The 21,655-nt window shown below is 70.1% G+C and carries 20 protein-coding genes; 14 read left to right on the top strand and 6 right to left on the bottom strand.

Annotated features, from left to right (window positions below; translation table 11 throughout):
- Position 1: 1 nt before the first annotated feature.
- From ACN9MP_RS14265 to ACN9MP_RS14250, 4 genes are read left to right on the top strand one after another with little or no spacing between them, the layout of a single operon-like run.
- Positions 2 to 973, top strand: a complete 972-nt coding sequence (locus ACN9MP_RS14265; RefSeq protein ID WP_426326051.1) for an ABC transporter permease — start codon at positions 2 to 4, stop codon at positions 971 to 973.
- Positions 970 to 1,833, top strand: a complete 864-nt coding sequence (locus tag ACN9MP_RS14260) for an ABC transporter permease (protein WP_426321202.1) — start codon at positions 970 to 972, stop codon at positions 1,831 to 1,833. The genes ACN9MP_RS14265 and ACN9MP_RS14260 overlap by 4 nt, the downstream gene beginning before the upstream one ends.
- Positions 1,830 to 3,737, top strand: coding sequence for a dipeptide ABC transporter ATP-binding protein (locus tag ACN9MP_RS14255; protein WP_426321200.1), 1,908 nt, complete (start codon positions 1,830 to 1,832; stop codon positions 3,735 to 3,737). The genes ACN9MP_RS14260 and ACN9MP_RS14255 overlap by 4 nt, the downstream gene beginning before the upstream one ends.
- 39 nt (positions 3,738 to 3,776) lie before the next feature.
- Complete coding sequence (locus ACN9MP_RS14250) at positions 3,777 to 4,280, top strand: 2'-5' RNA ligase family protein (RefSeq protein ID WP_426321199.1); 504 nt, start codon at positions 3,777 to 3,779, stop codon at positions 4,278 to 4,280.
- A gap of 6 nt (positions 4,281 to 4,286) precedes the next feature.
- Here ACN9MP_RS14250 and ACN9MP_RS14245 read toward each other — a convergent pair whose 3' ends face one another.
- Positions 4,287 to 4,994, bottom strand: coding sequence for a YqaJ viral recombinase family protein (locus ACN9MP_RS14245; protein WP_426321198.1), 708 nt, complete (start codon positions 4,992 to 4,994; stop codon positions 4,287 to 4,289).
- A 325-nt stretch (positions 4,995 to 5,319) separates the two neighbouring features.
- Between ACN9MP_RS14245 and ACN9MP_RS14240 the strand changes: the two genes are divergently transcribed.
- A complete protein-coding gene (locus tag ACN9MP_RS14240; protein ID WP_426321196.1) occupies positions 5,320 to 6,309 on the top strand; it encodes a hypothetical protein in 990 nt (329 codons plus the stop codon).
- A gap of 158 nt (positions 6,310 to 6,467) precedes the next feature.
- Entirely contained in the window at positions 6,468 to 7,103 is a 636-nt protein-coding gene (locus ACN9MP_RS14235) for a VOC family protein (protein WP_426321194.1), read from the top strand.
- A gap of 72 nt (positions 7,104 to 7,175) precedes the next feature.
- Here ACN9MP_RS14235 and ACN9MP_RS14230 read toward each other — a convergent pair whose 3' ends face one another.
- Complete coding sequence (locus ACN9MP_RS14230; protein WP_426321192.1) at positions 7,176 to 7,574, bottom strand: GlcG/HbpS family heme-binding protein; 399 nt, start codon at positions 7,572 to 7,574, stop codon at positions 7,176 to 7,178.
- Between the two features lie 64 nt (positions 7,575 to 7,638).
- Positions 7,639 to 8,859, bottom strand: a complete 1,221-nt coding sequence (fdhA, locus tag ACN9MP_RS14225) for a formaldehyde dehydrogenase, glutathione-independent (RefSeq protein ID WP_426321190.1) — start codon at positions 8,857 to 8,859, stop codon at positions 7,639 to 7,641.
- A 444-nt stretch (positions 8,860 to 9,303) separates the two neighbouring features.
- On the opposite strand from fdhA, the gene rplJ reads away from it, so the two are divergent.
- Together rplJ and rplL are read left to right on the top strand one after the other, a co-directional pair.
- Positions 9,304 to 9,819 (top strand): 50S ribosomal protein L10, encoded by a 516-nt coding sequence (gene rplJ, locus ACN9MP_RS14220; protein ID WP_426321189.1) that lies wholly within the window; start codon positions 9,304 to 9,306, stop codon positions 9,817 to 9,819.
- A 42-nt stretch (positions 9,820 to 9,861) separates the two neighbouring features.
- Positions 9,862 to 10,251, top strand: a complete 390-nt coding sequence (gene rplL / locus ACN9MP_RS14215) for a 50S ribosomal protein L7/L12 (RefSeq protein ID WP_159842404.1) — start codon at positions 9,862 to 9,864, stop codon at positions 10,249 to 10,251.
- 60 nt (positions 10,252 to 10,311) lie between these two features.
- Here the strand turns inward: rplL and ACN9MP_RS14210 are convergent, their stop codons facing one another.
- Positions 10,312 to 11,361 carry a LacI family DNA-binding transcriptional regulator gene (locus tag ACN9MP_RS14210; protein ID WP_426321186.1) on the bottom strand — a complete coding sequence of 350 codons (1,050 nt, stop codon included), beginning with the start codon at positions 11,359 to 11,361 and terminating at the stop codon, positions 10,312 to 10,314.
- A 255-nt stretch (positions 11,362 to 11,616) separates the two neighbouring features.
- Here ACN9MP_RS14210 and ACN9MP_RS14205 point away from each other — a divergent pair, with 255 nt between their 5' ends.
- From ACN9MP_RS14205 to ACN9MP_RS14195, 3 genes are all read left to right on the top strand, one after another.
- The gene (locus ACN9MP_RS14205) at positions 11,617 to 12,960 is read left to right on the top strand and encodes an ABC transporter substrate-binding protein (RefSeq protein WP_426321185.1); all 1,344 of its coding nucleotides are present in this window, start codon (positions 11,617 to 11,619) and stop codon (positions 12,958 to 12,960) included.
- A 93-nt stretch (positions 12,961 to 13,053) separates the two neighbouring features.
- Positions 13,054 to 14,397, top strand: coding sequence for a carbohydrate ABC transporter permease (locus ACN9MP_RS14200; RefSeq protein WP_426321183.1), 1,344 nt, complete (start codon positions 13,054 to 13,056; stop codon positions 14,395 to 14,397).
- Positions 14,397 to 15,374 (top strand): carbohydrate ABC transporter permease, encoded by a 978-nt coding sequence (locus ACN9MP_RS14195; protein ID WP_426321181.1) that lies wholly within the window; start codon positions 14,397 to 14,399, stop codon positions 15,372 to 15,374. Before ACN9MP_RS14200 ends, ACN9MP_RS14195 begins: the two co-directional genes overlap by 1 nt.
- Positions 15,375 to 15,459: 85 nt before the next feature.
- On the opposite strand, the gene ACN9MP_RS14190 is transcribed toward ACN9MP_RS14195, so the two are convergent.
- Both ACN9MP_RS14190 and ACN9MP_RS14185 read right to left on the bottom strand, forming a co-directional pair.
- Positions 15,460 to 16,134, bottom strand: coding sequence for a DUF305 domain-containing protein (locus ACN9MP_RS14190; protein ID WP_426321179.1), 675 nt, complete (start codon positions 16,132 to 16,134; stop codon positions 15,460 to 15,462).
- 8 nt (positions 16,135 to 16,142) lie between these two features.
- Complete coding sequence (locus tag ACN9MP_RS14185; RefSeq protein ID WP_426321178.1) at positions 16,143 to 16,853, bottom strand: DUF3105 domain-containing protein; 711 nt, start codon at positions 16,851 to 16,853, stop codon at positions 16,143 to 16,145.
- Positions 16,854 to 17,243: 390 nt separating this feature from the next.
- Here ACN9MP_RS14185 and ACN9MP_RS14180 point away from each other — a divergent pair, with 390 nt between their 5' ends.
- The 3 genes from ACN9MP_RS14180 to ACN9MP_RS14170 all read left to right on the top strand — a co-directional run bounded on the left by ACN9MP_RS14180 (position 17,244) and on the right by ACN9MP_RS14170 (position 21,456).
- On the top strand, positions 17,244 to 18,647 hold the full coding sequence (locus tag ACN9MP_RS14180) for a multidrug effflux MFS transporter (RefSeq protein ID WP_426321176.1): 1,404 nt from the start codon (positions 17,244 to 17,246) through the stop codon (positions 18,645 to 18,647).
- Between the two features lie 98 nt (positions 18,648 to 18,745).
- The gene (locus ACN9MP_RS14175) at positions 18,746 to 19,420 is read left to right on the top strand and encodes a phosphatase PAP2 family protein (protein WP_426321174.1); all 675 of its coding nucleotides are present in this window, start codon (positions 18,746 to 18,748) and stop codon (positions 19,418 to 19,420) included.
- Complete coding sequence (locus ACN9MP_RS14170) at positions 19,417 to 21,456, top strand: helicase HerA-like domain-containing protein (RefSeq protein ID WP_426321172.1); 2,040 nt, start codon at positions 19,417 to 19,419, stop codon at positions 21,454 to 21,456. Before ACN9MP_RS14175 ends, ACN9MP_RS14170 begins: the two co-directional genes overlap by 4 nt.
- Positions 21,457 to 21,655: the final 199 nt, after the last annotated feature.

Here is a 21,655-nt window from a genome sequence, read left to right as displayed (position 1 = left end):
CATGGGAGCGGGAGCGCCGGTGACCCTCCGCCGGATCGCCGGCAAGCTCGGCGGACTGCTGCTCACGCTGTTCCTGGCCTCGCTCCTGGTCTTCTTCTCGCGGTTCCTGGTGCCGGGCGACCCCGTGGCGTTCCTGCTGCGGGGCCGCAAGCCCAGTCCCGAGGCGGTGGCGGAGGTCACCGCACAGTATGGTCTGGACCTCCCGCCCTGGCAGCAGTACCTCGACTGGGTCGCGGGCCTCCTGCACGGCGACCTCGGCCGCTCGCTGCAGTACCGGCAGGACGTGACCGTGGTGCTCGGCGAGCGGCTGCCGGTGACCCTCGGCCTGGTCGTGATGGCGGGCACGATGATCGCCGTCGTCGGGCTCACCGGCGGGACCATCGCCGCCCTGTATCGGGGTCGCGTCGCAGACCGTACGATCCTCATCGGCCTCACCGTGCTGGGGGCCATCCCCTCGTTCGTCGGGTCGATCGTGCTCATCGCGGTGTTCGCGGTGCAGCTCGGCTGGTTCCCGTCGTTCGGGTCCGGTGAGGGTTTCTGGAGCACGGTGTACCACCTCGTGCTGCCGTCGATCGCCCTCGCGATCGTCTTCGTCGTGCTGGTGGGCAAGGTCACGCGGTCGTCGATGATCGACCAGCTCGACCGCGAGCACGTGGAGGTGGCGATCAGCCGCGGCATCAAGCGCGGCACGGTGATCCGGCGCCACGTCTTCCGCAATGCCACCGGGCCGATCCTGACGGTGAGCGGCATGCTCGTGGCGGGGCTCCTCGTGGCGAGCTCGATCGTCGAGGCGGCCTTCGGCCTGGCGGGAACGGGCTCGCTGCTGGTCCAGTCGGTCGACCGCCTCGACTTCCCGGTCGTGCAGGCGATCGTCCTCCTGGTGGTCACGGCGTTCGTGCTGGTGAACGCCGTGATCGACATCCTCGAACCCTGGATCGACCCTCGATCCGCCGCCGGAGCCGGTGCCCGATGACCACGACCCCGACCCTTGCCGTCAAGGTGCTTCGCGCACCGCGACTGCCCCGCACGAGCGTGACCTTCGCGATCGCGCTGGGAGTCCTCGCCGCGATGACCCTGGCCGCGATCTTCGCGCCGCTGCTCGCGCCGTACAACCCCGACGCCGTCGATTTCGCCGCGGTCAACGCGCCGCCGAGCGCCGCGCATTGGCTCGGCACCGACGGTCTCGGCCGCGACACCCTGAGCCGCCTCCTCTACGGTGCGCGCACGGCGCTGCTCGGGCCGCTCCTCGTGGTGATCGCCTCGACGGTGCTCGGCATCCTCCTCGGCCTGCTCGCCGGGTGGCGCGGTGGCTGGATCGACTCCGTGCTCGGCCGCGTGTTCGACGTGCTGTTCGCCTTTCCGTCGCTGCTCATCGCCATCATGGCGGTGGCGCTGTTCGGCAAGGGGCTGGTCGCCCCGGTGATCGCGATGAGCATCGCCTACGCGCCTTTCGTGGCGCGCCTGACCCGCTCCCTCATCGCGGCCGAGCGCACGCGGCCGTACGTCGCGGCATACCGGGTGCAGGGTTTCGGCGGTGCGTGGATCGCGCTGCGGCGAGTGCTGCCGAACGTCACCCCGGTCGTCGGCGCGCAGTCGACGCTCAACTTCGGGTACGTGCTCGCCGAGCTCGCGGCCCTGTCGTTCCTCGGTCTGGGGGTGCAGCCGCCCACGGCCGACTGGGGAGCGATGATCAACGAGGCCCAGGCCGGGCTCATCGGCGGCCACTTCCTGCCCGCGATCGTTCCGGCAGTCGCCGTCGTGGTGGTCGTCGTGGCAGTCAACATCGTCGGGGAAGAGATCTCCGACCGCATCGGTGGGGAGACCCCGGCATGACCGCGCCCGAGACCGTCGTGAACCCCGCCGCCGAACCTTCGCCGGCGCCGGCCAACGCCCTCCTGGACATCCACGAGCTGACGCTCGACCTTCGCGACGGCGCGCGGCTGCTGCACGGCATCACTCTCTCGGTGGCGGCGGGTGAGACCGTCGGCCTCGTCGGCGAGTCGGGGTCGGGCAAGTCTCTCACCGCCCGCGCAGTGATGGGGCTCGTTCCCGACCGCTCCTCGAGTGCCGGCGAGGTCGTCCTCGACGGGGCCCGCGTGCTCAGCGCCTCCGCCGCCGATCTCCGGCAGCTGCGGCGCCGCGGCGCCGCGATGATCTTCCAGGATCCGCGGGCGGGCATCAACCCGATGCGCACGATCGGCGATCACCTCACCGAGGCGCTGCGTCTCGCCGAGGGATGGTCGAGGGATGCTGCGCGCGCCCGCGCCGTCGAGCTGCTCGAGGCGGTGCGGCTCCCGCGTCCCGAGGACCACGTGCGCCAGTACCCGCACGAGTTCTCGGGCGGCATGCTGCAGCGCGTCATGATCGCGGGAGCCCTGACCACGTCGCCGAAGCTGCTCGTGTGCGACGAGCCCACGACCGCGCTCGACGTCACGACGCAGGCCGAGATCATCGCAGTGCTCACCGAGCAGCGTGCGAGCCGGGGAATGGGCATGCTCTTCATCACGCACGATCTCAACCTCGCGGCCTCCCTGTGCGACCGCGTCTACGTGATGAGCGGCGGCACGGTCGTCGAGCAGGGCCCCGCACACGACGTGCTGCGCCACCCGCAGGCCGACTACACACGCCGCCTCGTCGCCGCGACGCCGACACTCGTCGGCGCCGCGCCGGGCGCCGTGCCCGGCGAGGGACGCAGCATCGGGGGTCATGCGGAAGACGCCGAGCCGCGGCATCCGTCTCCCGGCCCGTCGTCGACGCCCTCGGCCCCCGTACCGCACGAACGCGCGGCGACGGATGCTGCCGCCATCGCGGTCTCCGCGACGCCGATGCTCGAGGCGGCCGGGGTCTCCAAGACGTATCTGCGCCGGGGCAAAGAGCCGGTGCGCGCGGTCATCGACGCGTCGGTCGCGGTTCCCCGCGGCGGCGCGCTGGGCGTCGTGGGGGAGTCGGGGTCGGGCAAGTCGACGCTCGCGCGCATGATCGTGGGTCTCGAGGCGGCCGATGCCGGTGGCATCCGCATCGACGGCCGTGAGCGCACCGCGGTGCCGCGCACCCGGCGCGAGAGGCTCGCCCATGCCCGGAGCGTGCAGATGGTGTTCCAGGATCCGTACCTGTCGCTCGACCCGCGCATCACCGCCGGGCGGGCCATCGAAGACGCCCTGCGCCTCCACACCCGGTTCGCCGCGGGCGAGGCGCGAGCCCGCGTGCTCGACCTCCTCTCCCAGGTCGGCCTGGGGGAGAAGCACGCGGCCGCGCGACCACGCACGCTCTCGGGCGGTCAGCGGCAGCGCGTCGCGATCGCCCGCGCCCTGGCGATCGAGCCCGACGTGCTCGTGATGGACGAGGCGACCAGCGCGCTCGACGTCTCGGTGCAGGCGCAGGTACTCGATCTCGTCGACCGCATCCGGCGGGAGCGCGGGCTCACCGTGCTCTTCATCAGCCACGACCTCGCGGTCGTGCGGCGCGTGTGCGACGAGACCGTCGTGATGCGCCGCGGCGAGATCGTCGAGCGGGGTCGCACGACGGAGCTGCTCGCCGACCCGCAGCACGAGTACACGCGACTGCTGATCGACTCGGTGCCCAAGCCCGGGTGGGATGCCGGAGCGGTGGGCGCCGAGGTCGAGGCCGCCGGGCTCGACGTCGACGTCGACGGGCCGCACCCGGCGACCGGTGTCGGCGATGCCGAGGCCGAGGCGCGCGAGATCGCCAGGGTGGCGGCGTCGGGGCAGGCACGGTGACCGCTCGCGTCCCCGCCGGCGGGACGCGAGGATGGACACGTGTTCAGCGTCGAACTGCTTCCCGATGCCGAGCTCGACCGCACGGTGCGCGAGGACTGGGACCTGCTCCTCGGGGCGGACCTGCCGAGTGCCGGGCGCAACCCGGCACCGAGCAACCGCCCGCACGTGACCCTCGCGGTGCGTGACCGGCTCGAGCCGTCGGCGTTCGCCGACATCGGGAGCATGCTGCCGATCCCCCTGGAGCTGGGCGGCGTCGTTCTCCTCGGTCACAAGAACCGGTACGTCCTCGCCCGCCACGTGGTCGTCACCGCGCCGCTCCTGGCCGTCCACCGTGCGGTGGCGGAGCGCGCCGGCCGCCCGGAGCCGTACTACTCGAACACGGGGATCGACCGCTGGACGCCGCACCTGACTCTGGCCCGAGGTCTCACCGCCGACCGGCTGGCGACCGCGTTGCGCTTCATCCGGGCCGCGAACGTCGTCGGGCAGGCGACGGGCGCGCGCGTGTGGGATGCCGAGACCAGGACCGTCACGACGCTCGCCTGAAGGAGGTCAGTCGGCCAGCGCGAGCGCGCGGTACGGCTCGCGTGGCGTAGCCGGGGGCTGCGGCATCCGTGTCGCCTGCTGACGTGACCGCGTGGTGCGGAGGTAGAGCTCATCGATCAGCGCCGTCGCCAGGCGCACCAGCTTGGCGATCTCGGCGTCGTCGCGTTCGACCCACGCGCAGCGCGGCTCGTCGCCGACGGGCACGAAGCCGTCGTGCTGCTCCCACGCCACGAGGGTCCGTTCGGCGCCGAGCACGTGCTGCTGCCACCACACCTGTCGCAGATAGGACCGCGGGATGCTGCGCCACGCCTTGTTCGTCGTCTTGATCTCGGCGAGCATGATGCGGCCGGCGCTGTCGACGGCGATGCCGTCGGGGGTGGCGAGATGCCGCTTCTCGACGACGGCGTGGAAGAGTGCCGACGACGGCTGGATCCCGTGGGTCGCGGCGACCCAGCCCGCGATCTCGGGCTCGCGGGCGCGTCCGTGCGCCGTGTAGGCGTTGCCCGAGAAGCCCGAGCCGAGCAGTTTCGCGTCGGCCGCGCGGCGGATCGCCTTGTCGGAGGTGAGCGTCGCGACGTCGGTCGCGGTGATACCCCTCGAGCGGGCGCGCACCCACGCCACCCGGTCGCGCGAATCCGCGACGATGCGGGCGGCGAGCTCCGGTGCGTGCGCCGCGAGCCGGGACGGGCGCGCGACGGAGTGCTCGGGATTCACCCTCCGAGGCTACGCCGCCGACCCGACATCCGCCGCCTGCGACGCACCGTCGCGGCGCGACATCCGCCGCCTGCGCGCACCGTCGCGGCGCGACATCCGCCGCCTGCGCGCACCGTCGCGGCGCGACATCCGCTCTCGCCTTCGCTCCGTTCATGTGCTCTCGCCGAGGTGACACGCTGGACGCCCGTCGTTCATGTCATCTCGGCGAGAGCACACGATCCCGACGCAGAGCTCGGCTCCTCCACAGCGGCGAACCGGGCGCACCTGTCCACGGATCGCACACGCGGGGCCCCGGGCGAGGTGCCAGCGGGTGACTCTGGGCCGTATGCCTCGTCACCTTTCGATTCCGGATGCCGCCACCGCCGTCTGCTCGCGCAGCGAGCTTCGCGCGCGGGGCATGACCGAGCGGGAGATCGCCCGTGCGGTCGAGCACGGCCGCTTGCGGAAGCTTCAGCGCAATCGGTATGTGGCGGGCGCGGTCTGGGAGGACCTGTGGCCGGAGTCGCGTCATCTCGTCGAGCTGAGCGCCGCGGCGGCCGAGATGCGCGCCGGGGGAGGCGTCGCCTCGCACGAGTCCGCCGGTGCCCTCCGGCGGCTCCCGTTCTACCGGCACGTACCCGAAGCCGTGCACATCACTCTCCCGCCGGGCACGCGGATGTCGAGCCGGCCGGGGCTGAAACGGCATCATGATCGGCTCCCCGAGGACGACATCGACGTGCTGGGCGGCATCCGATGCACGTCCCTCGACCGGACCACGTTCGACCTCGTCCGCACGCTGTCGCCCGAGGCGGCTGTCGCGGTCGCGGACGCGGCGCTCGGGCAAGTGGCGATGCGGGAGGGTGAGTACGACGATCGCGAGGCGGAGGTCTGGCGCGAGCGCATGCTCGAGCGCTGCCGGCGGTACCGGGCCTCGCGCGGCGTGCGTCAGGCGGAGCAGGTGATCCGCTTCGCCGACGGTCGCTCGGAGTCTCCCGGTGAGGCCGTCGGCCGCCTTCAGCTGCGGCGCCTCGGATTCCGGCGGCTGAGGGTGCAAGTTCCCGTACGAGGGCCCGCGGGCAAGGACTACCGCGTCGACATCGAGATCGAGGACGTGCGCACCTTCTTCGAGTTCGACGGGCTCGGCAAGTATCTCGAGGAATCACAGCGGTCGGGCCGGACGGTGGAGCAGGTCGTGCTGGACGAGAAGCGTCGCGAGGACTGGATCCGGGGCACGACGCAGAAGCGCATGGTGCGCGCCGAGAGTCCCCACATCCTCACCCCTGCCGCGCTGGCCCAGCGCCTGGCGGCCTTCGGCGTCGTGCCTCCGGCGCGCTGACCCTCGCCCGGGGCGCAGACTTCATGTGTTCTCGCCGAGGTGACACGCTCCGCGCACGTCGTTCGTGTGACCTCGGCGAGAGCACACGATCGCGTCGCGCGGCGGGCACGCCGGGCCAGGGGGTTGCGGGCTCCCGCCATGGTGGCATCGTCGGTGCCATGGAGACCATCACCACGCGAGAGTTCCGGGCGCTCCCCGGCGTCGAGGACTGGCGCCCGCGCGTCACCGGCGCGTTCGCGCTGTTCCGCACCGGCTCGTTCGCCGTCGGTGCGCAGCTGTTCGCCGCGATCGCCGAGCTGGCCGAGGCCGCCGACCACCATCCCGACGTGGACGTGCGCTACGCGACGGTGCGGGTGCGGCTCTTCACTCACTCGGCGGGAGGCCTCACGGCGAGAGACGGCGCCCTCGCGGCGCAGATCTCGAACGCCGCCCGGGAGCTCGACATCCCCGCCGTCACGGATCGCATGCGCGATCTCATGCTCGCCGTCGCGACGCCTGATCCGTCGTCGATCCTGCCGTTCTGGAAGGCGGCGACCGGCTTCCAGGAGGTGGCGCAGGGCGCGCTGTTCGACCCGGACGGGCGCGGACCCCTCATCTGGTTCCAGCCCGTCGACAAGCCGCTGCGCGGCAGGTCGCATCTCGACGTCAACGCGCCTCGAGACCTGATCGAGAAGCGCCTGGAGGCCGCGCTCGCCGCCGGGGGAGTGCTCGTCGACGACTCGCATGCGCCCCGCTGGTGGACCGTCGCCGACGCCGACGGCCACAAGATCGACCTCAGCCCCTGGCGTTCCTGACACCGGCCGGCCGCGCCGGACACCGGCCGCCCGCACCGGACACCGGCTGGCCGCGGCGACACCGGCCTCTCGTCAGAACGCGGCCGCGCCGGCTTCGGCCACCGTCTGATCCTGCTCGCCCGAGCCTCCGCTCACGCCCACCGCGCCGACCACGACGCCGTCGCGCGAGAGCGGCATGCCGCCCGCGAAGATCGCGACCTTGCCGCCATTGGTGGCGTGGATGCCGTAGAACTGCTGGTTCGGCTGCGCGTTGTCTCCGAGGTCCTTCGTGGAGATGTCGAACGCGCGCGAGGTCCACGCCTTGTTGATCGAGATGTTGACGCTGCCGATCCACGCGCCGTCCTGGCGGACGTGGGCGACCAGATTGCCGCCGGCGTCGACGACGGCGATGTTCATCGGCTGGCCGATCTCGTCGGCGCGCTTCTCAGCGGCGGCGATGACGCGACGGGCGTCAGCGAGGGTGACGGACATGGCGGATTCCTTTCGTGTTGGTGCCTGTGGCGGGAGACGGATGCCGCGGCCGCGGCATCCGTTCTCACGCTGCCTTGATGTACCCGTTGGGGTTGAGGACGAACTTCTTCGCTGCGCCCTTGTCGAAGTCGGCGTACCCCTGTGGGGCGTCTTCCAGATCGATGACGGTCGCGTTCACGGCCTTCGCGATCTGGACGCGGTCATGAAGGATCGCCATCATGAGCTGCCGGTTGTAGCGCATCACGGGGCATTGGCCGGTCGTGAAGGTCAGCGACTTCGCCCAGCCGAGGCCGAATCGCAGTGACAGCGAGCCGACCTTCGCGGCCTCGTCGACGCCACCGGGGTCGCCGGTGACGTACAGCCCGGGGATGCCGAGTGCCCCGCCCGCCGCGGTGAGTTCCATGAGGGAGTTGAGGACCGTGGCGGGTGCTTCGTGGGACGCGTCCGCGCCGTGGCCGCGGGCTTCGAAGCCCACCGCGTCGACCGCGCAGTCGACCTCGGGCACGCCGAGCAGCTGCTCGAGCTGATCCTTGGGATCTCCCTGCGACACGTCGACGGTCTCGCAGCCGAACGAGCGCGCCTGCGCCAGCCGCTCCTGGTTCAGGTCGCCGACGATCACGACCGCGGCGCCCAGGAGCTGAGCGCCGACTGCGGCGGCGAGCCCCACCGGTCCCGCGCCGGCGATGTAGACCGTCGAACCGGGACGCACTCCCGCGGTGTAGGCGCCATGGAAGCCGGTCGGAAAGATGTCGGAGAGCATGGTGAGGTCGAGGATCTTCTCGAGCGCCTGATCACGGTCGGGGAACTTCAGCAGGTTCCAGTCTGCGTACGGCGTGAGCACGTACTCGGCCTGGCCGCCCACCCAACCGCCCATGTCGACGTAGCCGTAGGCGCTCCCCGGTCGATCCGGATTGACGTTCAGGCAGATGCCCGTCTTGCCCTCCTTGCAGTTGCGGCAGCGGCCGCACGCGATGTTGAACGGCACCGAGACGATGTCGCCGACCTTGATGAACTCGACGTCCGGGCCTGTCTCGACCACCTCGCCGGTGATCTCGTGTCCCAGCACGAGGCCTACCGGCGCGGTCGTGCGGCCGCGCACCATGTGCTGGTCCGAGCCGCAGATGTTGGTGCTGACCGTCTTGAGGATCGCTCCGTGCGGCACCTTGCGTCCGACGTTGGCCGGGTGGACGCCGGGCCCGTCCTTGAGCTCGAACTCGGGATAGTCGGTGTCGATCACCTCGACCGTGCCCGGCCCCTTGTACGCCACCGCTCTGTTCGCAGACATCATCGTCCTCTCCGTCGCACTCGTCTGGTCGCGCGACCTCGTCGTGCCGGTGGGTTCCACCGGCGAGCCTTGCCCATCCCCGGGCGCCGCGCAATGGGGTCGGCGTGCGGCCGGGCAGGGGCCTGGATCGCCCCCCCCGCAGCCCCCCGCACCACCCGCTTCCGGGTGGACGCCCGTGCCCTCGATTTGGCGGAGGGCGCGGCATCCCGTACCCTGGACGGAGCCGAAGACCGCTGGTCATCGACGTGCGTGAGAACGCACGGAGATCGAAGCTCTGCACCGCAGGGGCCCGCGCAGGTGTCACGAACGATTCTCCTGATTCAAGAGTCCCGCTCCGTGCGCTTGCGCCGGAGCTTTTTTGTTGCCGTGACGAGATCAGATGAGCGGATGCCTCCGGCCGGCGCCCCGCCACCGCGGAGCGTCTCGTACACACAAGGAGTGGCCATGGCGCAGAAGGAAGCATCGGTCGCCGAGCTCACGAAGAACTTCGAGGACTCGACCGCCGTTCTGCTGACCGAGTACCGCGGTCTGACGGTTGCCCAGCTCAAGGAGCTGCGCAACAGCATCCGTCAGGACGCGGAATACGCCGTGGTGAAGAACACGCTGACCAAGATCGCCGCGAACAACGCGGGGATCACGGCGCTGGACGACGACCTCAAGGGTCCGTCGGCCATCGCGTTCGTGCACGGTGACCCGGTCTCCGTCGCGAAGGGTCTCCGTGCCTTCGCCAAGGCACACCCTCTTCTCGTGATCAAGGGCGGTTTCTTCGACGGGAACCCCCTGAGCGCGGACGAGGTCAACAAGCTCGCCGACCTCGAGAGCCGTGAAGTCCTGCTGGCGAAGCTCGCCGGCGCGATGAAGGCCTCGCTGACCAAGGCGGCCTACGTCTTCAATGCGCTTCCGTCGAAGGCCGTTCGCACGGTCGACGCGCTGCGCGAGAAGCAGGAGTCCGCGGCCTGACATCGGGCCTCGGCGTAAATACCACTATCAAGGAGAAACATCATGGCAAAGCTCAGCACTGAGGAGCTGCTCGACGCGTTCAAGGAGCTCACGCTCATCGAGCTCAGCGAGTTCGTCAAGGCGTTCGAGGAGACCTTCGACGTCACCGCTGCCGCCCCTGTGGCCGTGGCTGCTGCCGGCGCTCCCGCCGGTGGTGCCCCCGCCGACGAGGTCGAGGAGAAGGACTCGTTCGACGTCGTCCTCGAGGCCGCCGGCGACAAGAAGATCCAGGTCATCAAGGTCGTCCGCGAGCTCACCTCGCTCGGCCTGGGTGAGGCGAAGGCCGTCGTCGACGGTGCTCCGAAGGCCGTCCTCGAGGGCGCCAACAAGGAGACCGCCGACAAGGCGAAGGCCGCTCTCGAAGAGGCTGGCGCGACGGTTACCCTCAAGTAATCTCGTTGCTTTCACGAAGGCCCCGGATGCTGCGCATCCGGGGCCTTCGTCATGCCCGGGTCAGGACGAGCCGAGCGGTCCCACACCGATGACGGCGGACGCGTCGTCGTCGACCGGTGCGGTGGAGTTGCGCACGATCAGCGGGGACGACTCGTAGAGGCGGTGGGTGGGGGCGCCCGGATCGTCGAGCTGCCACATCAGCAGCTGCACTGCGGCGCGTCCCTGCTGATGCGGGCGCTGCTGGAGCGTGGTGAGCGAGAACATGTCGGCGTAGGCGTGATCGTCGATGCCGACGACGCTGAGGTGCTCGGGAACCCGGATGCCGAGCCGGCGCGCAGCGATGATGGCGCCCACCGCGACCTCGTCGCAGACGCCGACGATCGCCGTCGGGCGTGTGCGCCGGTCGCCGAGCAGTTCGACGGCAGCTCCATACCCGCCGGGCAGCGTCACCTCGGACTGCACGTGGCGAGCGGATGCCTCGAGCCCCGCCTCGGCCATCGCCGCGCGGTAGCCGGCCAGGCGCCGGCCGTCGCCGAAGCTGGTGCGCCGGCCGTCGGCGTCGCCCCCGAGGAACACGATCTCGCGGTGCCCGAGGCCGATGAGGTGGTCGGTGGCGATCCGCGCGGCCGCTTCGTCGTCGATCGAGACCGCGTTCGTGCCGACGCCGTGCCCGCCGACCGCGACGACGGGTTTGCCGAAGGCGACGAGCCGCTCGAGCTCACGGGCGCTCGGCTCGAGGCCCACCGCGATCAGCCCGTCGAACCTCTTGCGCGCCAGGAAGTGCTCGAACATGTCTCGGCGTGCGGCCGACTCGGGCGGCGCGCCGTAGAGGGCGAGGTCGTACCTGCGCTCCAGCAGGGCGTCCTGGATGCCTTCCAGCACTTGCGCGAAGAACCACCGGTCGAGCGAGGGCATCACCACGCCGACCGTCTGCGTGCGGCCCGTCACCAGGCTCACCGCGCTCGTCGTGGGCACGTAGCCGAGCGCGGCTGCGGCATCCCTCACCCGCGCGCGGGTCGAGACGGAGACGTAGCCCGACCCGGTGAGCGCGCGGGAAGCCGTCGACTTCGAGACGCCTGCCGCCCGAGCAACATCGGCGATGCCCGCCATCGGGTCCTCCTCGCGCACCCGGGGACGCCCGTCGTCTCCCGGATTCTGGAACCGGTTCCAGTGCACATCATGCCGTGCTCGTACGGCGCGCACCAGCCCGGGTGACGGCGTTTACCGAGTTGTGATCGCGGGTGATGATGCGGGTGATTGTGCGCTCCGTCGGCATCCCCTAGTTTGAGCATGGAATCGGTTCCCGATCACCTACGTGCGGAGTCCGAGAGGCGGCTCCGCAAACTCAACGAGGAGGCAGACACCATGACTGCACTGCGATCCGGCCGTCGACACGGCTACATCGCGCTGGGACTGACGGCCATCGCGGCACTGACCCTCGCCGGATGCGCCGAGGGCGGAGACGGCGGCGGAAGCGACAGCGGCTCGGTCGAAGGAGAGACCGTCGAGATCGCCGGCGGCATCACCGGCTCGGAGGCCGACAACCTCCAGAAGGTCTTCGACGACTACGGCAAAGAGTCCGGCATCACCATCAAGTACACGGGCGACAAGGGCTTCGAGGGCAACATCGTCACGAAGGTCGCGGGCGGATCGGCCCCCGACATCGCCATCGTGCCGCAGCCCGGACTCTTCCGCTCGCTGGTGGAGACCGGAGAGGTGAAGGAAGGCACGAAGGAGGTGGAGGCCAACGTCGACAAGTACTGGTCGTCCATCTGGAAGGACACGGGCACGGTCGACGACACGTTCTACGCCGCGCCGATGCTCGCCAACCTCAAGGGCTACGTCTGGTACTCACCCAAGAGCTTCAAGGAGTGGGGCGTCGAGCCGGCGACCACCTGGGACGAGCTCATCACGCTGACCGACACGATCCGCGAGAAGACGGGTCAGCCGCCGTGGTGCGCAGGCTTCTTCTCCGAGGCCGCGTCGGGATGGCCCGGCACGGACTGGGTCGAGGACCTCGTCCTGCGGCAGGCCGGACCGGACGTCTACGACAGCTGGGCTGCCGGTGACACCGAGTTCACCGACCCCGACATCGAGGCGGCGTTCGACTCGGTCGGCGAGATCCTGCTCAACCCCGACTACGTCAACGCGGGGTTCGGCGACGTCAAGAGCATCAACTCGACGGCGTTCGGCGACCCGATCGCCGCGGCGGTGGCCAACGGCACGTGTGCGCTGACCCACCAGGCCTCCTTCCTGGCGGCGAACTTCCTCACCGCGAAGACGGCGGACGGAGCGACGCCAGATATCGGACCTGACGGCGACGTCTACGCGTTCCTGCTCCCCGGCCCGGAGGCGGGCGAACTCGCCGTCGAGGGCGGTGGCGAGCTGGTGACCGCGTTCTCGGACGACGCGGCGACGCAGCAGGTGCTCGAGTACATGTCGACGCCGGAGTTCGCCGACGCGCGAGTGAAGCTCGGCGGCGTCATCTCGGCCAACAGCGGCGCCGACCCGTCGCTCGCATCGAGCGAGTTCCTGACCGAGGCGATGAAGATCGTCCAGGACCAGAACACGACCTTCCGCTTCGACGCCTCCGACCTCATGCCGGCGACCGTCGGATCGGGCTCGTTCTGGCGCGGCATGGTCGACTGGATCGACGGCAAGCCGACGCCGCAGGTCCTGAGCGACATCCAGGCCGGATACCAGGACTGACGCACCGCATCCCCGTGCCGGGGCCGCACGCCTGACGCGCGGCCCCGGCGCCGGGGTGATTCATCCGTCGGCGTCGACGGAGGAAGGCAGAACATGTCTCAGACCACAACAGCAGCGACCGATGAGGCGCAGGGGACGCCGGCGCCCGAACGCGGAGGGAGGAAGCCTCCGTCGCGGAGGACGACACGACTCGTCGTCACGATCGGGCTCATCCTGATCGCGGCACTCATCGTGTTCCTCCTGCTCAGCCCCCCGAACCCGGACGCGAGACCGGTCTCGCTCGGGTTCTCGTACAACTCGTTCTTCCAATGGATCGGCAACATGGGGCCGATCGTCCAGATCCCGATCATCCTCGTGATCTTCGCGGCTGTGGTCGGCGTCCTCCTCGTCCTGATCGAGTACGCGCCGCGCGCCGGCAGGGGCTACTTCTGGCTGCGGCTCATCTCGTGCTTCGCGATCCCGTTCCTCGCGTTCATGATGCTGCGGCCCTACCAGGGCGCGGTGATCTACGTCATCGCGATCGCCCTCATCGCCGGAGGTCTGCTGTTCTGGGCCGACTACCGGGCGAGCCAGGGCGCGGGCTACCTGTACCAGCTGACACTGTTCATGGCGCCTGCCGCCATCGCGATCCTGGTCGGTCTCGTCTATCCGAGCATCTCGACGATCATCCAGTCGTTCTTCGACAAGACCGGCGAGAACTTCGTCGGGATGGAGAACTACGTCTGGGCGTTCACGAACCCGCAGGGGTTCTGGTCGATCATCAACACGCTGATCTGGGCGATCTTCGCGCCCATCTTCGCGACGGTCGTCGGCTTGGCGTATGCGGCCTTCATGGAGCGGGCGCGCGGGGAGCGGCTGCTGAAGCTGCTGGTGTTCATGCCGTTCGCGATCGCACCGGTGAGCATCAGCCTCATCTGGAAGTTCGTCTACGACTACCGGCAGGGTGAGCAGATCGGCACCCTCAACGCGGTGATCGTCGCCTTCGGCGGTCAGCCGGTGCCCTGGCTCGATATCTGGCCCCTGGTGAACACGTTCTGCCTGCTGTTCGCGTTCGTCTGGGCGCAGACCGGATTCGCGATGGTCGTGCTCTCCGCGGCCATGAAGGCGGTTCCCGTGGAGCAGCTCGAGGCGGCCCAGCTCGACGGCACGTCGGCCTGGCAGCGGTTCATCAACGTCACGGTGCCCGGCATCCGCACGTCGATCATCGTGGTGCTCACGACGATCACGATCGCAGCCCTGAAGCTCTACGACATCGTGGCCGTGATGACGGGCGGACGCGCGAACTCGACGGTGCTGGGCTTCGAGATGGTCAACCAGCAGCAGCGGTTCCAGAGCTACGGACACTCCGCGGCGCTGGCCGTGCTGATCTTCGTGTTCGTGACGCCGCTGATCATCTACAACGTGTTGCAGTTGCGCAAGCAGAGGGAGGTGCGGTGATGACCGCCGTCGACTCCAAGACCACGTCGCAGCCCACCAAGGCGGAGGCGCGGAAGGTCGCGCGCGAGACGCGCCGGAACGAGGCCCTGGCCCACAAGCGCCTGACCTCGCCGGTGGCCACGATCATCGCCGTCGCGATCGCGTTCCTCTGGACGATCCCGACGCTCGGCCTGCTGATCACATCGTTCCGGCCCGGTGCGGACTCGGCGACGTCGGGCTGGTGGACGGTGTTCACCAATCCCAGCTTCACGCTCGACAACTATCAGGCCGCGCTCACGTCCGGCGGCACCGCGCTCACGCTCGGGCAGTCCTTCCTCAACTCGCTCGCGATCACGATCCCCGTCACGATCTTCGCTCTGGCCGTCGCATCGCTGGCCGCGTATGCGTTCGCCTGGATGGACTTCAAGGGACGCGGGTTCCTGTTCGTCGCGGTGTTCGCGCTGCAGATCGTGCCGATCCAGATGGCGCTCGTGCCGCTGCTGAGCCTGTTCTCCAGGGGTCTGGAGATCGGCGACGTGCAGATCTTCCCGGGTCTGGAGATGCGGGAGGTCGATCACAGTTTCGCGACGGTGTGGATCGCCCATGTGATCTTCGCCATGCCGCTGGCGATCTTCCTGCTCCACAACTTCATCTCGGAGATCCCCTCCGATGTGATCGAGGCGGCTCGCGTCGACGGCGCGGGCCACGGGCAGATCTTCTTCCGGATCATCCTGCCGCTGGCGACGCCGGCGCTCGCGTCGTTCGCCATCCTCGAGTTCATCTGGGTGTGGAACGACCTGCTCGTGGCGACGATCTTCGCTCCGACGACATCTCTGCCCATGACCCAGACGCTCAACTCGTTGTCGGGCACCTGGGGCAATCAGTGGTTCCTCGTGTCGGCGGGCGCGTTCCTCGTGCTGTTCGTGCCGATCATCGTGTTCCTCTCCCTGCAGCGGTTCTTCGTGCGCGGCCTCATGGCCGGCGCGACGAAGGGCTGACGAGCAGGAGACGCGGATGCTGCGGGCCGGCGATCTCCGCCGGCCCGCAGCATCCGCGTCCCTCGTGCGGCGTTCTGTCGGAGCTTCAGCCGGTGCAGCCCAGGCGGGTCTGCATCGAGGTCATCGCGTCGATCTCGGCGGTCTGGCCGTTCTCGATCGCCTGCGCGATCTCGAGCGCGCGCGGGTCGGTGCCGAGCTCGAGCAGAGCCTTCGCCATGGGGATCGCGCCCTCGTGGTGCCGGATCATCAGCGTGAGGAACCGGCAGTCCGCGTCGGTGCCCGTCGCCGCCTTCAGCGCAGCGATCTCCTCGGCCGACGCCATGCCCATCGCAGCGCGGGCCTCTTCGCCGGTCATCGGCTCGGTGGGCGCGCCGCCGTGGTCGTGGCCGGCGTCCGCGGCATCCATCCACCGCATCATCGGGCCGCCGGACTGGGAGAGTCCCCACCGCACGAGCCAGTCGTACATCTCGCCCCGCTGGGCTGCCTGACCGGTGGCGATGTCGTACGAGAGCACGCGCAGCTCCTCGTCGTCGGTCTTGCGGTAGATCTCCATCGCCAGCTCGACGGCCTGCGCGTGGTGAACCTGCATGTCGCGACTGAAGCCGGCCTCCGGTGAATCGGTGCCGGGCGTCGAGGCCGCGCTCTGCGAGCCGAACGTCGAGAATCGCCCGGCCGCGAAGCCCAGTGCCGCGATGAGCACCAGCGCGACGACGAGCACGAGCCAGCGCCGCGAGCTGCCGGCCGGAGTCTCGTCCGACACAGCGGTGCCTACTTCTTGCCCGGCGCGTCGTACGCGCCGGTGCACGCGGCGTTGGGCTCGGGCGCGTTGGTCGAGCGCCAGTAGGCCTTGACGAACTGCTCGATGCGCTCGTCGTCGGCGGAATCGACCTTGAGCTGCGCGTTCCACGCGCTGACGGCGATGGGGGTGTCCATGTCCTCGTACGGTGAGAGCACGGTGTATGTCGAGGGGAGCTCCGCCTGGAGCTTCGCGACCTCGTCGTCCGAGACCTGGGCGGGGTCGTACGTGATCCAGACGGCGCCGTGCTCGAGCGCGTGGACGGCGTTCTCGTTGGGAACCGGCTCGGTGTAGACGCCGCAGTTCAACCACATCGCGTTGTGGTCTCCGCCGGCGGGCGGCGTCTGCGCGTAATCGACAGGTCCCTCGACGTGGTTGGCCGTGTTCTCGAAGGTCTCGAGGCCCTCGATGATGCTGCCGTCGCTGTCGCCGCGCGCATAACTGGGCGGCGGGGCGGGTGCGAAGACGATCGAGGCGACGATCGCGCCGACGACCAGCACCGCGGCGGCCGAGCCGACGATCCACCACACGAGCTTGCCGCGGCGGCGCTTGGCGAGCTGCTTCTGGTACTCGGCGAGCTTCTCCTGGCGCTTCTGCTCGCGCTGCTGCTTGACGGTGAGGTCGATCTTCGCCTGCGTGGCCGGGTTGCCACTCGCGCGCTTGCCTGCGGGGTTCGGGGTCATGCTCGGGATCTCTGCCAATCGTGAACAGGGGTCTGGGCGCCCGGAGTCTGCCGCGGGAGCGGGGGGCGGGGTCGCCCTCATCCTATGCGAGCGCATGAGTCAGCCCCTGGGAAGCCGCCGACAGACAGAGCCCTCCCCGGTACGGCGGCAGCGGGGAAGGCGTTGCGGGCCAGGCGGAGGCATCCGGTATCATGGGTAGTCGAATCGATTCGACCTCCCGGTCGGTCGTCAGGACCCCGGCCTCTTTCCGACAGCGCCGAAAGGTCCGTCGCCTCTCGTCCTGTCTGTGCGCGCCACGACCGGCGCCACCGGCCTCGACGCCCTCCGCCCCGCCCCGCCTTCCCGTCGAATCCCGCCACGAAACATCCCGCCACGAAACGAAGACCTCACTTGCTCGACACGTCGTCCGTCCCCGTCCAGAAGCCCGAAACCCGCACCGCCGCCGAATCACAGCCGCCCGTCACGCCGACCGCTTCCGTCCGCACCGCCGCGGCAGTCCGCCCCGCGCCGAACCCGACGGGCGCGATCCGCACTCTCGGGAGCAACCCGGCCACCGCGCCGATCGTGCTCCACCCGGGCGACTCCATCCCGCATCGCCGCCGGGTGCTCTACATCGTCCTCCTCGGAGCGCTGACGGCGCTCGGCCCGTTCACGATCGACCTGTACCTGCCGGCCTTCCCCGTGCTCGAGGCCGACTTCGACACGACGGCCGCGGCCATCCAGCTCACCCTGACCGGCACGATGATCGGCTTCGCGCTCGGTCAGCTCATCGTCGGCCCGCTCAGCGACAAGGTGGGCCGCCGCGTGCCGTTGCTGGCCGTCACCGCTCTGCACGTGCTGGCCAGTACGGCCGCCGCCCTCGCGCTGACGCTCGAGCTGCTGTCGGTCGCGCGCGTGCTGCAGGGAGCCGGCGCCGCGGCCGGCGGCGTCGTGGCCGCCGCCATCGTCCGCGACCTCTTCGGCGGACGGCGCCTCGTCGTGATGCTCTCCCGTCTGGCACTCGTCTCGGGCGTCGCGCCCGTGCTCGCACCGCTCGTCGGCTCGGCGCTGCTGGCAGTCATGCCGTGGCGGGGCATCTTCGTGGTGCTCGCCGTCTACGGCGCCGTCATGCTCGTCTCGGCGATCGTCTTCCTTCCCGAGACGCTGCCGCCGGCGCGCCGCCACGAGAGGGGTGCGACCACGGTGTGGCAGCGCTACCGCAGCGTCTTCCGCGACCGCGTGTTCATCGGCGTGCTCATCATCGGCGGCATGACCTTCTCGGGCCTCTTCTCGTACCTGTCGAGCTCGTCGTTCCTGTTCCAGCAGGAGTACGGGTTCAACGCCCAGCAGTACGGACTCCTCTTCGCCGCGAACTCCGTCGGCGTCGTCGTCGGCGTCCAGGCCGCGTCGCGCCTGGCCGCCCGATTCGGCCCGCAGTGGGTCATGGCATGGTCGACCGCAGTGCTCGTGGTCGCGGCATCCGCCATCATCGTCACCGATCAGCTCGGGCTCGGCATCTGGGGCACCATCGTGCCGCTCTTCTTCTTCATGACGGGCTGCGGATTCACCTTCCCGTGCGTGCAGGTGCTCGCGCTGGACCGGCACGGCAAGGCGGCGGGCACCGCCCAGTCGATCATCGGCGCCACCAACTTCGGCGTGGCGGGCATCATCTCGCCGCTGGTCGGATGGATTGCGAAGGATGCCGGCATCACGGCGACGACGATGGCCTCGGTGATGGCCGGGTGCGCGGTCGTGGGCGTGCTCTCGCTGTGGCTCGTCGTGCGTCCGCGGACCGTGGAACGCCTCGCCCCCTGAGCCGCCGCCCGGGCCGGTGCGCGCCCGAACAATAGCACCGGTCGACCCGCCGGGGCGACGGGTTCTCTGTGGCCGAGCCGCGTCGGCACAATGATGTGATGACCACCATGGAGCAGCGAAGGGCAGCGACCTTCGTCGTGCCCTACATCGTGGCGGGCGTCGTGCTCGTGGCGCTGTCGTTCCTGCTGGGATGGTGGATCTTCCTCCGGGGAGACACCCCGTTCGTCGTCGACAGTGCGTGGAACGCATTCGTCGCCGACCTGTGGAACCCGGTCTTCAGCGCCTTCTCGCATTTCATGGACTTCGTGGGCGGCGGATGGATGGGCGTGTTCGCCGTTCCGATCGCAGGCGCCGTCGGCCTCGTCCTGCTGCGGCGACCATGGTCGGCGGCGTACTTCCTCGCCGCCGAGGCCATCTCGGCGGCCGGGGTGCAGGTGCTCAAGCACGTGTTCGGCCGCGTGCGCCCCGAAGACATCCTGGTCGTGTCGGACTACGGCTCGTACCCTTCCGGGCATGTGGCGAATGCGGCGACCATCGCCGTCGCGGCGGTGATCATCTTCCCGCGTCTCTGGGTCGGCATCGTGGGTGGCGCGTGGGTGGTGCTGATGGCGTTCAGCCGCACCTACCTGCACGCGCACTGGCTGAGCGACACCCTCGGCGGTGCCTTGATCGGAGCGGGCGCCGCACTGCTGGTGGCGGCGGCGTTCGCGGTGCCGCTGGCCCGCGAGAGACCGGCAGTGAGCGCGAGGGGCCTGGCTAGGCTGAGCGCATGACCGCGCCTGCCACCCCCGAATCGCCCGCGTCGGACCCGGCCGTCGCCGCCGCAGAAGCGGAGCTTGCGCGCCTCCGCGCGGAGGCGGAGGCCGCGGAAGCACAGCTCAAGGCCGCGCAGGCGAGAGCAGCGCTCGCCGCCGCCGAGGCCGCCGCCGCCAGGGCGAGAGCGACCGGAACTTCCGCGGGCACGGCTGACCCGTCCTCGAATGAGGACCAGCGCCGAGATGCGGAGCGTTTGGGGGATGCCGCTCCGCAGGTCGGCTCGGATCCTCATTCGAGGACGGCGCCGACGGTGGTGGGGGCGGCTCAGGGGCCCGCGGGAGCGCCCACCGCCGACGCGGCCACGCAGGAACCCCCGAGGGAACAGTCCCTCCCGCAGACGTCCTCCGGGCCTCTGCCGGCCGAGGAGGTCGAGAGGATCGCCTCCGGGTACACCTTCGACAGCACCACACTCGACCTGGGCGCCCTCCTCAACGGCGATCCGGTGCCGTCCGCGCAGATCCGCATCCCGCTCGCGATGATGAACCGGCACGGCCTCGTGGCCGGCGCCACCGGAACGGGCAAGACGCGCACCCTCCAGGGGCTGGCCGAGCAGCTCGCGGCGAAGGGCGTCCCCGTGTTCGCGGCCGACATCAAGGGCGACCTGTCGGGCGTCGCGACGCCCGGGGAGCCCAGCGACAAGCTGCTGGCGCGCACGCGGGCGATCGGGCAGGACTGGAGGCCCGAGGCGTCCGTCACCGAGTACTTCGCCCTCGGCGGCATCGGCAAGGGCGTCCCGGTGCGGGCGACGGTCTCGGGCTTCGGGCCGCTGCTGCTGAGCAAGGTGCTCGGGCTCAACGCCACGCAGGAGTCGAGCCTGGGTCTCGTCTTCCACTACGCCGACGCGAACGGCCTCGCCCTGGTCGACCTGTCGGATCTGCGCGCCGTGCTCACCCACCTCACGAGCGACGAGGGAAAGGCCGAGCTGAAGGAGCTGGGCGGACTGTCGGCGGCGACGGCGGGGGTCATCCTCCGCGAGCTGATCACCTTCGCGGATGCCGGAGCCGACGTGTTCTTCGGCGAGCCCGAGTTCGACGTCGCCGACTTCATCCGCACGGCGGCGGACGGACGCGGTGTCATCAGCCTGCTCGAGGTGCCCGGGGTGATCGACAAGCCCGAGCTGTTCTCGACCTTCCTGATGTATCTGCTGGCCGAGCTGTTCGAGATCCTTCCTGAGGTGGGTGACGCCGACAAGCCGAAGCTCGTCTTCTTCTTCGACGAGGCGCACCTGCTGTTCAAGGACGCGTCGAAGGACTTCCTCTCCGCGATCGTGCAGACGGTCCGGCTCATCCGGTCGAAGGGCGTCGGCGTCTTCTTCGTGACGCAGACCCCGAAGGACGTGCCCTCCGACGTGCTCGCGCAGCTGGGTTCGCGGGTGCAGCATGCGCTGCGCGCGTTCACGCCCGACGACGCGAAGGCCCTGCGGGCGACCGTCGGCACCTACCCGAAGTCGGGGTACGACTTGGAACGCGTGCTGCAGGAGCTCGGAACGGGCGAGGCGATCGTCACCGTGATGAGCGAGAAGGGCGCCCCGACGCCGGTCGCCTGGACGCGCCTGCGCGCCCCGCAGGGGCTGATGTCGCCCACGCCCGAGCCCGCGATCGTCGCGGCGGTGAACGCATCGCCGCTCCTGGCGAAGTACGGCACCGCGATCGATCGCGAGTCGGCGCGCGAGATCCTCACGGCGAAGATGAAGGCGGCCGACGACGCCGCGGCCGCCGAGGAGGCGGCGATCGCGAAGGCGAAGGCCGACGCCGAGTACGCGAGGCAGAAGGCCGCGATCGACAAGCAGCAGGCCGCGGCCGACGAGGCCAGCGCCGCCGCCGAGAAGAAGGCTCAGCAGGAGTACGAGCGACTGCTCAAGAAGACCGCCGGCACGACCCGCACGTCGCGCTCTGCGCAGAAGTCGCCGATCGAGCAGATCCTCAACTCGAAGTCGACGCAGACGATACTGGGTGGTGTGATCCGCGGGATCTTCGGCACGGGCAGGCGCTGAGGCATCCGGGCCCCGCGGATCCCGACCTGGAGGGCCCCGCGTGCGCCGCAGAGCAGTCGTGATCGTCGGTGCGGGAGCAGGTCGCCGCCGACGACGCCACGCTCGACGCGCTCCTCGACGCGCTGCCCTGAGCAGGCCGCGGCCCGGCACGGCCGCCGGGGTGGCGGCATCCGCCCGCCCCACTTCCCGTACGGGAGAG

Source organism: Microbacterium sp. E-13 (assembly GCF_049912955.1).
Classification (GTDB): domain Bacteria; phylum Actinomycetota; class Actinomycetes; order Actinomycetales; family Microbacteriaceae; genus Microbacterium.
Note: the sequence above shows the minus strand (reverse complement) of the source record. Positions and strands in the feature narration are given on the sequence as shown.

What these genes read in the sequence shown, in the direction of transcription:
- ACN9MP_RS14255 (WP_426321200.1), top strand. Translation starts at nt 1,830, where the DNA reads ATGACCGCGCCCGAGACCGTCGTGAACCCCGCCGCCGAACCTTCGCCG.
- ACN9MP_RS14170 (WP_426321172.1), top strand. Translation starts at nt 19,417, where the DNA reads ATGACCGCGCCTGCCACCCCCGAATCGCCCGCGTCGGACCCGGCCGTC.
- ACN9MP_RS14210 (WP_426321186.1), bottom strand. Translation starts at nt 11,361, where the DNA reads ATGGCGGGCATCGCCGATGTTGCTCGGGCGGCAGGCGTCTCGAAGTCG.
- ACN9MP_RS14185 (WP_426321178.1), bottom strand. Translation starts at nt 16,853, where the DNA reads ATGACCCCGAACCCCGCAGGCAAGCGCGCGAGTGGCAACCCGGCCACG.
- ACN9MP_RS14240 (WP_426321196.1), top strand. Translation starts at nt 5,320, where the DNA reads ATGCCTCGTCACCTTTCGATTCCGGATGCCGCCACCGCCGTCTGCTCG.
- ACN9MP_RS14205 (WP_426321185.1), top strand. Translation starts at nt 11,617, where the DNA reads ATGACTGCACTGCGATCCGGCCGTCGACACGGCTACATCGCGCTGGGA.
- ACN9MP_RS14235 (WP_426321194.1), top strand. Translation starts at nt 6,468, where the DNA reads ATGGAGACCATCACCACGCGAGAGTTCCGGGCGCTCCCCGGCGTCGAG.
- ACN9MP_RS14260 (WP_426321202.1), top strand. Translation starts at nt 970, where the DNA reads ATGACCACGACCCCGACCCTTGCCGTCAAGGTGCTTCGCGCACCGCGA.
- ACN9MP_RS14230 (WP_426321192.1), bottom strand. Translation starts at nt 7,574, where the DNA reads ATGTCCGTCACCCTCGCTGACGCCCGTCGCGTCATCGCCGCCGCTGAG.
- rplL (WP_159842404.1), top strand. Translation starts at nt 9,862, where the DNA reads ATGGCAAAGCTCAGCACTGAGGAGCTGCTCGACGCGTTCAAGGAGCTC.
- ACN9MP_RS14175 (WP_426321174.1), top strand. Translation starts at nt 18,746, where the DNA reads ATGACCACCATGGAGCAGCGAAGGGCAGCGACCTTCGTCGTGCCCTAC.
- ACN9MP_RS14265 (WP_426326051.1), top strand. Translation starts at nt 2, where the DNA reads ATGGGAGCGGGAGCGCCGGTGACCCTCCGCCGGATCGCCGGCAAGCTC.
- fdhA (WP_426321190.1), bottom strand. Translation starts at nt 8,859, where the DNA reads ATGTCTGCGAACAGAGCGGTGGCGTACAAGGGGCCGGGCACGGTCGAG.
- ACN9MP_RS14195 (WP_426321181.1), top strand. Translation starts at nt 14,397, where the DNA reads ATGACCGCCGTCGACTCCAAGACCACGTCGCAGCCCACCAAGGCGGAG.
- ACN9MP_RS14200 (WP_426321183.1), top strand. Translation starts at nt 13,054, where the DNA reads ATGTCTCAGACCACAACAGCAGCGACCGATGAGGCGCAGGGGACGCCG.
- rplJ (WP_426321189.1), top strand. Translation starts at nt 9,304, where the DNA reads ATGGCGCAGAAGGAAGCATCGGTCGCCGAGCTCACGAAGAACTTCGAG.